Genomic DNA, 12,548 nt, shown 5'->3' with positions numbered 1-12,548 from the left:
ATATTCGTTTTTTATCTCGTGATTTATTTTGTTTCTATAGCCAATGGCACCAATTGAACGGGACCTAAAAGTCCTGAAGGTGTAGGTTCCCAAACGGTCGCATCAAAAGGTTTATAATCTTTATTCACCATATTGATCTCGTAAAAGGTCTTCCACTCTTCACCGCGCAATTCTTTAGCCCGAAGTCGGTTTGCTGCCAGATTGGTCACTTTGATGGTCAGGGTATTTTCACCGGACTGCAATGCACCAAGATCCAAACGGTATGGCGCCGACCAGGCAGTACCAATATAATTATCGTTAAGCCACACGGCAGCACTTTCTCTTACATCTCCCAGGTCGAGTTGCCACGTATCTGCTGCTGTTTCCGGTTTAGTAAACGTGGTGGTATAGCTTGCCGTTCCTGAAAAATGCTCTGCATCTTCGCCTAGCGTCGTCCAGGATTTTAGACTGTTCATAGTTGCAGCTTCCGGAAGCGTAGGTCCTCCTTCTTCAAAGCTGATGTTCCATTCAGTTTCTAGCGGAATCCCTTCAGCCGAGGGCGAAGTATATGCCCATTGTTCTTCAGGCGAATCCCAATTGGTTTTAATAAGCAACGCATCTCCCGAAGCAATTTGCACTTTAACTTCAGCCTGCCCTTCCGTCTCACGAACAGCCGCCGCACCCACTTTTCGCGTAAGCGGATCCAAAAGCACCGCATTATCAACATTGCCCGATAATGGAATGTAGGTGTCAATATCCTCTTGGGTATGATTTACCAAATAATAGATCTTAGAATCTCCTTGAGCTCTTCTAATAAATTTTAATCCGGACGCTACCAAGGTTTCGGGAGCCACCTCTGCCGCACGCAAACCTGATTCTAAAGCAGTAATGGCTAGATCATTTTCAGACATCAGGTTCTCTAGTGCCGCAGTTTGTTTTTCATATTCAAAATATCCCGGAACGCTTTCTGGTAAACCGGTAAAGATCACAGAAGCTCCAGCGTTTTTAAGCGCTACTAATTTTTCCATACTGCCCAGTGGCATAAATTGACAATCAGGAACCACCAAGGCTTTGTACGTCCCGCCGGGTAAAACGATCTTACCTGCTTCTACTTTAGCTTGTTTTAGAAAAGCATCAGACAGAAAATCGACACCATACCCCTTGTTCATCAAGGTATTTGTGGTTTCGTAAAATGGCGTATCGAGTAACCACTCGTCTAAAGAATGGATTTTAAACTGAAAGAATAAATTTCCTTTTTTATAACTATTATACTGGTCATAAATAGGCCAATACAATAAGGTCTCGTTATCTGCTTTTCCCTCTTGTAATACCGATTGCACATTACCCACATAGCCAAATAGTGCTGAAGCATCTTTCCAGATAGTATTCTTCGGACTAAAATTTACCGAAGCATAAAATTTCCAGCCCGGCCAACCGGCACGCTCCGGAGAATAGGTAGAACCGTGTAAGAAAATATGATTCACTCCATTGAGGAGTAATTCTTCAGCTTCCGGCTTTGCCTGAGACAAAGCTGTTTTAAAATGCTCTCTAAGCCAGGTAAAGGTTTCTGAAGAAATAAGCGGCTTCCCGGCGATATGTCCCGCCGAAGAAGAGAATTTGAGCATCACGGGATCTGCATCTCCGGTTCTAATATTTTCTTCCTCGCGTCTAAAACCCTTGATATCAAAGGGCATCGAACCAAAAGTCTCACACTCCGGGATATCTGCCGAAGCATAAAGATCGATAAGATTCCCCGGCGAACCGTGTGCTTGTAATTTGGTTTTAAATCCGTATTTGTTGGACCAGTCGGTCCAAGGTTCATTAAACTGATGCAAGAGTAAATCAGATAAGGTTTCGCGGTAATCACTCTTCACCCGGTTCCCTAAATCGTTATCGCTGTCACTCAATAAAAGGTTGATATGTGGTTTGAGATCGTAACCTCGAAGTTTTTCAAACTGCTCAAAAAACTTCGGTGTAAAATCGGTACCGTAAACTTCATAGCTGTCATTAAAAATCGCACGCAACTGCCCTTTAATTTCGGCAAATGCAGAATCGTAAGGCTGTATGTAATCCACAAAAGCTTCTTTAGAATAGTGGTCTAGCGTGTAGCCTGCACCTCCGGGAGCTGCCCGCTTTACCTTTTGACCGGTTTTGCCGGTAAACAAGGCATAAACCGTATAAGAAGCATCTTCAGGAGTCCAGCTAAGTTTTCCATCACGCACTTCTTTGGTCAGATCTTTAAAGTTACCCGCAGTATCATACGCAAGCACAGCGTTAAGGGACGCCGGCTGGCGTTCTTTAGGATCTGGTTTGAGTTCCTGATCAAATGCCTTTCCTTGTGCTAACTCATATTTTTGAACCACCAACTTGGTTGCGGCAAATTCACGCTCTACCTGAGGACCGCCGTACGGCCATCCGGTTCCTAAAACCATATCTACACCAAGCCCCAAACTGTCTGCAGTAGTGATCGTATAGTCTAAAAGCTCCAGATACTCTGGAGAAAGAAACTCAAGAAATTGTTCTTCTTCTCCTTTTGCTCCATATATAGGCGTGATCTCTACACCGCCCAAACCGGCTTTTTCAAAAGCAACCAAGTGCTCTTTGATGTTGGATTTATCAACGGCGCTTCCCATCCACCACCAACGGGTCCAGGGCTTGGCCGTTTTTTCAATATCAGGCCACAACGCAGTATCGCTGTGTGTAACTTCCGAATTTTGAGATTGACAAGCTGTAAAAAGACCTGTAGTGAGAAGAACTAAGAGAAGTTTGAATAGTATTCGCATAGATAAAGCTTATAAAATTGAAAATACAATGCATTATGCAGATTTTCAAATTCCGTTAAAATTATAAGTTCGTCTACCAAAAGCTATCCTGTGCCGTCCTGTGAAAGACAAGCTCTGTAACTCTTAAAATTTAAGAAAACTTAACATAAAGCAGGATGCAGCAGCACAGTAAGTACAGGATACCTCAAACGATTTCATTGGTTACTTTTAAAAATCTGTTATCCAAAAAACAGTTAATTTTTCTTAAATAAGAGCTAATATGAAACAAACAAACAAACTCATTTTATTGTGTTTCAGCATACTGATGTTCACCACATCGGTATGGGCACAAGAAAAAACAGTGTCAGGTACTGTTACAGACACCCAAGGAATGCCATTACCGGGCGTAAATGTCTTGGTAGAAGGTACCCAACGTGGAACCCAGACCGATTTTGACGGGAATTTTAGTTTACAAGCTGCTGAAGGAGAAACCTTAATATTTTCATACCTAGGAATGAAATCGATTTCGCAAGTAGTAGGAACTGAAAGTACGTACTCGATTACAATGGAAGAAGACAGTGCAGAACTGGATGCCGTAGTTGTGGTAGGTTATGGTACGCAAAAGCAATCAGACCTCACCGGAGCGGTTTCGTCTGTAAGTTCTGACGAGTTATTAACACAACCTGTAAGTAATGTTTTTCAAGCGTTACAAGGTAAAGCTGCTGGGGTAGACATCACAAGTAGCGAACGCCCAGGTACTGTAGGTTCTGTACGTATACGTGGTAATCGTTCTTTAACAGCAAGTAACGCCCCTCTTTATGTAGTAGACGGCGTTCCTCTTTTATCAGCTTCTTCAATTGAAACCATTAACCCCAGAGATATTGAATCTATCAACGTTTTAAAAGACGCATCTGCAACTGCGGTTTATGGTTCTAGAGGGGCAAATGGGGTAATTATCGTTACCACCAAAAAAGGAAAAACAGGACGCTTTGCTTTAAATTATTCGGGTACTGTAACTACTTCTAACATAGTAGATCGAGCACCTGCGATGAGTGCTGCAGACTTTATTGAGTTTAGAAGATGGGCTGCTTACAATTTAGATCCCAATACCTACGCACATCCAGACAGTCCTACTTTGGCTAATGATACCAATATCTTTGACAGCCCATTAGATGGCCAAACCTCAAGAGACAATGTATTGCAAGGCTGGCAAAATGGTTCTTTTGATGCATCACGAGTACAAAATACAGACTGGACCGATTATGTTACCCAGACAGGTGTATTGAGTGAACATACCTTAAGTGCCAGTGGAGGTACAGAGAAAATCAACGCCTACGGATCGGTTGGTTATACCAATAATAAGGGAACACAAAAAGGTCAGTTTTATGAACGCTATACTGCAAACCTTAGTACAAACATCAATGCTACTGAATGGTTTGAATTTGCAGCCAATTTTAATCTCTCTTGGAGTGAGCAGGATTATGGATTTTCCACTTTAGGTGGTCGTAGTGGCTCTGTCCCAAATGCGATATACGGCGCTGCCAAGAACATTTACAACATCGCAGTTCCTTATGATGCTAACGGAAATCTTGTCATCAATCCTGGAGGTGAAAATACCATTTACACCATCATTGGAGAAGAAAACAAAAGTACCCAGTTATCACAAACGCTCCGTGCTTTAGGTAGCTTAAGTGCCACTTTTGATATCGGTGAGATTTATGAGCCATTAGAAGGTTTAGAATACCTAGTACGTTTTGGTCCTGACTTTAGACACTTTAGAGAAGGAGTATATATAGATGGGAGTTCTTCTCATCGTATCAATTCAGACGGGTCATTAGGAACCAATTATGCACGTTTAAATAACAGACGTGATTTATCTTGGACATTAGACAATCAAATCAACTACAGCACAAGTTTTGGAGAAAAACACAATTTAGATCTTACATTACTTCAAACGGCTTCATCTTGGAATATTGAAAGTTCAGGAATGTCAGGTAATAATATTCCCAAGGCATCTATGCTTTGGAATAACTTTGGAGCAATTGATTTAACCAATTCTGAAAACAATGTGAGTATAGGCTCTAACCTTAACGAGCGTCAGTTAAGTTCGTATATGGTTCGCGCCAATTACGGTTTCAACAGTAAATATTTATTAACGGTTTCCGGACGTTGGGATGGTGCTTCTCAATTAGGCGAAGGTAATAAATGGGATTTCTTTTCATCAGCAGCTTTAGCCTGGAGATTAGATCAGGAAGATTTTTTAGCAAGTGCAGATTGGGTTGACAACCTTAAACTTCGTTTAGGTTATGGTACTACAGGAAACTCTGCGGTAAGCCCATATGCAACTAAAGGTGATATCATATCGATTTTTCTACCTTTTAACGGTCTCTCAAACCAAATTGGTTATACGACCAACGAGCCATATTACTCAAGATCTCAGTTATCCTTGGCCAATCCTAATTTAGGTTGGGAAAAGACCACTCAATACAATCTAGGTATTGATTTTGGTCTCTTTCAAAATCGCTTATCCGGTAGTTTAAACGTGTATAGATCGTACACCTCAGACCTCTTGATGTCTGTGAACATCCCTACGCTTACAGGTTTCCCTTCTACTATCGCCAATATAGGTAAAACTAATAACCGTGGTTTTGAGGTTTCTTTAAATGCGATTCCTATAGCTTCTAGTGAAGGTTTTCAATGGGAATCTGATTTAAATGTTGCTTGGCAACGCGATGAGATTGAAGAGCTTGCTTACGGCGAAAATGATATGGTAGATAACAACTGGTTCATCGGGGAATCTATAGGCGTTATTTACGGTTATGACAATGCCGGAATCTGGCAAGATACACCAGAAGATCAAGCAGAAATGGCCGCTTGGAATGAAAACGGCTATGATTTTACACCGGGCAATGTACGCCCTGTAGATCAAAATGGCGACTATGTTATGAATGCAGATGACCGTGTAATCTTAGGTAATACCGCACCACGATGGACTTTAGGCTGGAATAACTCCTTCAGCTATAAAGGCTTTGAATTGAGTACACTTATCATCTCACGTTTGGGGTATCAAGCAAATATTGGTGGAGAACCTATGACCGCACGCTCTAACCAACGCGAGGTTGATTATTGGACTCCCGACAATACCGATTCTAGATTTCAGAAACCTATTTTAGGACAAGCGACCTCAGGATCACAAGATGAGTTTTCAGGACTCTTGGGAATACGTGATGCGGGCTTTATAAAAATACGTAATATTTCTTTGGGGTATAATTTCACCCCTGAGCAAAGCGAAAAAATGGGGCTTAATAATCTTAGAGTTTACGTACAAGCCGTTAATCCGGGAAGTATTTACCAAGGTGCAGCCTGGTATGACTTTGATACTAATTCAACAATTTTCAACCGCAGTTTTGCTGTTGGTTTAGATATTGGACTGTAAAATCAGCTATGAATTTTAAAAAGAAAACGATGAAAATAAATATATTTAAAAAGAGTACTACGGTACTCTGTTCGGCTCTATTAGCACTGAGTATCACATCTTGTAAAGATGATTTTCTAGATGAAGAGTTGACCAATCAATATTCAACCGAATATTTTGAAACCGCTCAAGGTCTTGAAGATTTAACCGTTTCTCTATATGGAAACATTAGATGGCATTTTGGTTATGAATGGGCATATGGTCTTACCCTGTATGGTACAGATGAATTTACAAATGCCAACGATCTCACTAATGAAATGTGGAACACCTATGATAACCGTTTAGGGCCCGTAGGTGCAACACCAGAAACCGGAGCAGCCAATGGTAATGCAACATCGCCGGCCGCCTTATGGGATCAGATGTATTATGGTATCGCCTCTGCAAACACCATTATTGCAAATGCCGAAGTTATCGAAGATGAAGGTATACGCAACCGCTGTCTGGCGCACGCCCATTTCCTAAGAGGATATAATTATTACCGACTAGCCGCACAATATGGTGGGGTTGTACTACAACTAGAACCCGCAGAAGGAGTGGTTCGCAATTTTGAACGTGCAACCGATGAAGAAACTTGGGAGCAGGTGATTTCTGATTTCAGAGATGCATACACCTACTTTGAAGGCGAGGTATACACCTATGGTAAAGGGGTTACCTGGACCAAAGCTACAGCAGCACATTTTTTAGCCAAAGCATTGCTTTTTAGAGCCTCTGAACGTAATGATGCCTGGAATGCTGAATACATTCAAGGTGATCTTACTGAAGCTATTGATGCTGCAACCTATGCCATTGATGCACGTGGTGCTTTAACCGATGACTATCGTGACCTATATGCTAATTGGACGGGTGTAGATAGTGAAGCAGAACAACTTGATGAAATTTTGATGGCCGCACCTCATAACGCAGATGCTTCTACTTCAGGCCGCTTCGGGAATCGCACCTACAATTACTTTACGCCTCAATTCTCTAATTTTTCCGGAGGATGGGTACGTCGTGGAGTATGGATTGGAGGTATGGACTTTCAGCGTCTACGTCCTACCGAATACACGTATGCGGTTTTTGACCACGTAAACGATTCAAGAATGTGGAAAACTTTTAAAACAGTTTACGGAGTAAATAACGTAATCAATACAGATGTCGATGTAGAACTGGGAGATCCCGGTATTGTGATGATTTTGAATACTAAAGATGATGATACCTATAATGATTTTACCTTTGGTGCTAATATTCAGAATCCTGATTGGCGCGATGTTGAAGGTCGCTTACCAGAGTGGGAAGAAGGCATGCGTCAAACTCCAACTTCAGGGTCCTTGACAAGCAATCCTGGACAATTTGTACCCAATTCTTTAGTACTATATCAGAATGGTCAATACGTGTCTCCAGATTTTAAGAGTACCCCGGTGTCTAACTTTTTTGCCGGAATAAATAAGACTGATGACGGTTCTCGTTTTGCTGAGAAAGGAGATGCACACCGTGATGTGACCATGGCTCGCCTTGCTGAAACCTATCTTGTTCGTGCAGAATGTTATGCACGCCTACAACAATATGGCAACGCAATGAATGACCTGAATACCGTGCGTGCTCGTGCAGCCTGGAAAGCAGGAGAAAATCGATCATACTACATAGACGGGTCGGTTGCTTTTGAGAATAACAGCTTAAACACAGGTTCTGCGGCAGAAAATTATGTAAATTCCAACTTGAATATGAACACATATTACCTTTCTAATCCAGATATTGAGGTGACTACAGCTGCTTCAGATTTAAGCTTAACCTCATTTCCTGATAATCTTCCCGACGAAGATGAGGCGGTATTGACAGCCCTAGGCATTTCAGGTTCCTATGAGCGTGCGCTTCATTTTATTTTAAACGAACGTACCCGAGAGCATTTGGGAGAATGGCAGCGTTGGGAGACGCTTTCAAGAACTGGAACACTGATTCAACGTGCCCGTGCGTTCAACCCACAAGCCACCAACATCACTGAAAATAAGCACGAATTGCGTCCTATTCCGCAATCATTTATAGATGGACTTCTCAACGAGGACGGATCCAACCTTTCTCCAGACAGAAGAGCAGAATGGCAAAATCCGGGATACTAAATGTTGCGCTTAGCTTGAACCAATTTTAAATAGCGATTCAATCCCCAAGGGTTTAAACCTTTGGGGATTTTTTTATGCAGGAGGTTGGCACCCAACGTTAAATAATGTTTAAACTCCTTAGAACCTGCAGTTCACAAGTTCCTTTTGATATTTTTGTCATCCCTAAATCAGCACAATTGAACGTACACGATCTTGACAGAGCATCAGCATTAGCTGCACTAGACTTAGACTACAACGGCTTAAAAAACGAACTTGAATCTTTAAGTATACTGGCTGCAAAAATTGCCGGTACCGAGCTTTCTGAAATCAACCTTCTCGATTCCTACGCACAGTGGACGGTAGCCAGTTCGCTAGGCGGAAGTTATCAAAAACCACTGGAAGCCACGGTGTGTAATCATACGGTTGAAGAGGCGCGAGACTTTGAAACGCGTTTAGATCTTGACCCGCGCTTTAAGAATAAAGAATTTGTAACCCAACAAGGTTTTATTTATTATTTCGGGATTCCCTTAACCTTAGGTCAAACGATCCCCGTAGGTTCCCTTTGTGTTGTAGGTAAAAGCATAAACAGCCTTTCAAAAGATCAAAAAGACCAGCTGCACTTAATAGCACAGCAAATAGAGCAGTATTTAGGTTTAAAACAACATACTGTACATTTAGAGGCCCAACTCAAGCAACAACAACAACTCACCCGTCGCTTGGCACATGATATTCGCAGCCCGTTAAGTGGCATTGCACAGCTCAAGACCGAGCAAGATTTTAAAACTATGGAGCGTGAAGATCTTGAAATCTATCTTTCCGCAGCCGTAGCAAGTGCCGCTGCTATTCTCACCTTGACCGATGATATCCTGAGCAAAGATGCTGCCCGGCTTCACACAAACGCTTCAGCCTATGTTACCTTAACTGAATTGGGCACAAAACTTTACGAACTCTACACCCCACAAGCCACTCCCAAAAACATCGAGCTACAAATAGACTACGATGCTACTTCGGTTAAAGTTCCCCGAAAGAACCTCTTACCGCTTGCAGGAAACCTTATCGCAAATGCCATCAAGTTTACGCCTTCCGGCGGAAAAATAAGCGTCACGCTTAAGATACTTAGGGATCAAGATCCAACCTGCATAGAAATTCAAGTGGAGGACAATGGGATCGGGATTGCCCCGGAAAACCTTAAAACCATCACTTCAGGAACAGCTCGTGCACAAGCAGGAACTGCAGGTGAAACCGGCTACGGTCTGGGACTGCGTTTTGTAAAAGAATTAAGTGAGCGCCAGGGAGGAACGTTTACCATTACTTCAAAAGAAGGTTTGGGAACTAAGGTTTTCTTGAGGCTCCCCATAGACTAAGTGCGTTTTTCACAGGACAGTACAGGATATCATTCCGCGTGTTGCTACTTAATTTATAGCAGTAAACAATTGGTACCTCCTATGCGCTTTTTATTATGCTTTACGATGCTGTTTTGGCTTGAACAGGCTTTGGCGCAAGTACCTCCTACCTCAAAAGAGCTCTTTAAACCGGAATACTGGATTATTGAGAAAACAACTCCAAAAACTCTGGTAGCGTTCCGACAGGAACATATCGAAGTCAGCGCTAAAGGTGGAGTCACGCTTTGGTACCACGAGCCTTTGGAGGCTCCGGTATCGATTCGGCTTCAGGCCAAAGTGGTCGCTACCGAAGACCCGGTGCTGCGGGTCTCTGATCTCAATTTTTTCTGGATGGCTCAAGATCCCGAATATCCCGATGATTTTTTTAAACGCTCATCTTGGCGAAACGGCGTCTTTCCGCACTATTATTCGCTCAACCTTTATTATGCAGGTTATGGAGGCAACACCAATACAACCACCCGATTCAGAAAATATAAAAGCACCTACGAAACCTTTGCCAATTCAGGAGAACGCCCCCCTATTCTCAAAGAATATACCGATGCCGATCACCTGCTGAAAGCCGATGTCTGGTATGATATTCATATAGAAATGAATGAAGATCGTGTTCGTTTTTATGTGAATGACAACCTTTTATTTGACCTGAAAGATGAAGCCTCTTATACCCGTGGGTATTTCGGTTTACGTACCGTAAAAAGTAAGATTCAGTATAGAAATTTAAGCATCAAGCGCCTGTGAAACCATTTCTCTTTTTATTGAAATATCCCAACGGGCTACTCCTATTGAGCCTGTGGGTAATGGCCTATAGCTCTGGGAGCGCACAACGTCAGCCTGCAGAACGTTTAGATCGCGGTGTGGTCGCCATAAAACTAAACAACCAAACCCACATCAGCTGGCGCCTGCTTGAGCAGGATCCGGAATCCTGTGCTTTTGATGTATATAAAGAAACGGACGAGGGTACCTTATTAAAACTGAATGCAGCGCCATTATCACAATCCACCTTTTTTACCGATACGCTACCGGAACCGGCCCAAGCCTATTATGTCAACTATTCCGGTAAAACGCCTAAACGCGACTTTGGCAATAGCAGTAAACTACGCACATCGCAGGCAAATACCCCCTACCTTTCGGTTCCTTTGCAAAAACCGGAAGCAGTCCGAAGTGAGGGCTTAAGCTATACCTATTCGGCCAATGATGCCAGCGTTGGAGATCTGGATGGCGATGGCACCTACGAGATCATTCTAAAATGGCAGCCTTCAGAAGTGCAAAATCCACCGCGTCCCGGACTTACCGGACTGCAGCTTATAGATGCCTATACATTAGACGGCACCTTGTTGTGGCGTATCGATCTGGGAAAAAATATCAGAGCGGGTGCTGCGTATACCCAGTTTTTGGTCTATGATCTTGATGGGGATGGCAAAGCCGAAGTGGTGTGTAAAACTGCAGACGGAAGCATAGATGGCACAGGGAACGTCATTGGTGACGCAACTAAAGACTGGAGAAACCTGGATCCCAAATCCCCACTTTATGGTAAAATTGTGGAAGGTCCGGAATACCTTAGTGTCTTCGAGGGCGCTACGGGAAAAGTACTCGACACGCAAAACTATATCCCAGACCGTTATCCTTTAGATGGTTGGGGCGGCATTGGCGGAAACGGTAATAATGACGACACTGGAGGTCGCGCAGATCGCTTTACAGCCGGTGTTGCCTATCTGGACGGAAAGATACCCAGTGTGGTCTTCGTACGCGGATGGTATGGGCGTACCGTAGCAGCCGCTTGGGATTTGAAAAGGGGTAAACTGCGGTCCCGTTGGGTATTTGACTCGAAAGACGCTAAAAATCCGTTTTCAGGACAGGCCAACCACCAATTGAGCATTGGTGATCTGGATGCCGACGGAAAAGATGAGATCTGTGTTGGCGCGATGGTCATCGACGATGACGGTTCCGGATTGTACACCACAGGCTTGCGCCACGGTGATGCCTTACACATCAGCGATATGGATCCCGATCGTCCCGGTTTGGAAGTATTTGGCATACACGAGAATGAAGGACGTACACTAAAACTAGAAACCCCGGGAGTCGCTCTTTTTGACGCTGCTACCGGAAACATACTTTTTGAAAAAGGAAAAAGTATAGATGTAGGTCGTGGTGTCGCTGCAGATATTGACCCCACACACCCGGGTTTCGAAAATTGGGGCGGTCCGGGCGGCTTACGCGATATCCACGGCAACACAATTAGTCAAAACACACCATCCTCTACTAATTTTATGGTTTGGTGGGATGGTGACCTCACGCGTGAACTATTAGATCAAAACCGCATCGATAAATGGAACTGGCAGACCCAAACCACCGAAAACTTGCTCACTGCAAACGGAAGCGTCGCTAATAATGGCACCAAGGCTACTCCTTGCCTTTCTGCTGATCTTTTTGGCGACTGGAGGGAGGAAGTGATATGGCGTACACCTGAAAGTAACGAACTGCGTATTTACACTACGACACACCCTACCGCTTACCGTATGCCTACCTTGATGCAAGATGCTATGTACCGCCTAAGCATTGTATGGCAGAATACTGCCTACAATCAACCCCCATATGCTGGCGCGCTATGCTAAGAAATAGTGTAATACACTTGTTTAATGTAACTACTGTTTTGCTCTTAAGACTTGGTACCTATTCAAATAAAGTACATTACAAGCATGTTATGTCACTTTAAGCACCGTCGAGCTGCTTTAAAAATAGTTTACAGAAGACATTACTGCACGTTTTCTTGTTGAGTTATGCGTAAAAAAAAAGTCTGCATCAGATATTGATGCAGACTTCTAAAACAAGGCGGCGACCTACTCTCCCACGAGATGTAGTA

Annotated in this window: 6 protein-coding genes; 5 read left to right on the top strand and 1 reads right to left on the bottom strand. The window is 43.2% G+C overall.

Annotated features, from left to right (window positions below; genetic code table 11):
• Positions 1-23: 23 nt before the first annotated feature.
• Positions 24-2,762, bottom strand: coding sequence for a glycosyl hydrolase (locus WA338_RS10935; protein WP_273017054.1), 2,739 nt, complete (start codon positions 2,760-2,762; stop codon positions 24-26).
• A 259-nt stretch (positions 2,763-3,021) separates the two neighbouring features.
• Between WA338_RS10935 and WA338_RS10930 the strand changes: the two genes are divergently transcribed.
• The 5 genes from WA338_RS10930 to WA338_RS10910 all read left to right on the top strand — a co-directional run bounded on the left by WA338_RS10930 (position 3,022) and on the right by WA338_RS10910 (position 12,300).
• Positions 3,022-6,177, top strand: a complete 3,156-nt coding sequence (locus tag WA338_RS10930; protein WP_273017055.1) for a SusC/RagA family TonB-linked outer membrane protein — start codon at positions 3,022-3,024, stop codon at positions 6,175-6,177.
• A gap of 29 nt (positions 6,178-6,206) precedes the next feature.
• Positions 6,207-8,309, top strand: coding sequence for a RagB/SusD family nutrient uptake outer membrane protein (locus WA338_RS10925; RefSeq protein ID WP_040532850.1), 2,103 nt, complete (start codon positions 6,207-6,209; stop codon positions 8,307-8,309).
• 764 nt (positions 8,310-9,073) lie between these two features.
• Positions 9,074-9,652 carry a sensor histidine kinase gene (locus WA338_RS18905; RefSeq protein ID WP_442913222.1) on the top strand — a complete coding sequence of 193 codons (579 nt, stop codon included), beginning with the start codon at positions 9,074-9,076 and terminating at the stop codon, positions 9,650-9,652.
• 81 nt (positions 9,653-9,733) lie between these two features.
• Positions 9,734-10,426: a DUF6250 domain-containing protein gene (locus tag WA338_RS10915; RefSeq protein WP_336093327.1), complete on the top strand. Its 693-nt coding sequence runs from the start codon at positions 9,734-9,736 to the stop codon at positions 10,424-10,426.
• Entirely contained in the window at positions 10,423-12,300 is a 1,878-nt protein-coding gene (locus WA338_RS10910) for a rhamnogalacturonan lyase (protein ID WP_336093325.1), read from the top strand. The genes WA338_RS10915 and WA338_RS10910 overlap by 4 nt, the downstream gene beginning before the upstream one ends.
• The last annotated feature ends 248 nt before the right edge of the window (positions 12,301-12,548 follow it).

This window comes from Leeuwenhoekiella sp. CH_XMU1409-2, from assembly GCF_037029365.1.
Classification (GTDB): domain Bacteria; phylum Bacteroidota; class Bacteroidia; order Flavobacteriales; family Flavobacteriaceae; genus Leeuwenhoekiella; species Leeuwenhoekiella blandensis.
Note: the sequence above shows the minus strand (reverse complement) of the source record. Positions and strands in the feature narration are given on the sequence as shown.

Excerpts from the sequence above, each read along its gene's own strand:
- WA338_RS18905 (WP_442913222.1), top strand. The coding sequence starts at position 9,074 with ATGGAGCGTGAAGATCTTGAAATCTATCTTTCCGCAGCCGTAGCAAGT.
- WA338_RS10930 (WP_273017055.1), top strand. The coding sequence starts at position 3,022 with ATGAAACAAACAAACAAACTCATTTTATTGTGTTTCAGCATACTGATG.
- WA338_RS10935 (WP_273017054.1), bottom strand. The coding sequence starts at position 2,762 with ATGCGAATACTATTCAAACTTCTCTTAGTTCTTCTCACTACAGGTCTT.
- WA338_RS10915 (WP_336093327.1), top strand. The coding sequence starts at position 9,734 with ATGCGCTTTTTATTATGCTTTACGATGCTGTTTTGGCTTGAACAGGCT.
- WA338_RS10925 (WP_040532850.1), top strand. The coding sequence starts at position 6,207 with ATGAAAATAAATATATTTAAAAAGAGTACTACGGTACTCTGTTCGGCT.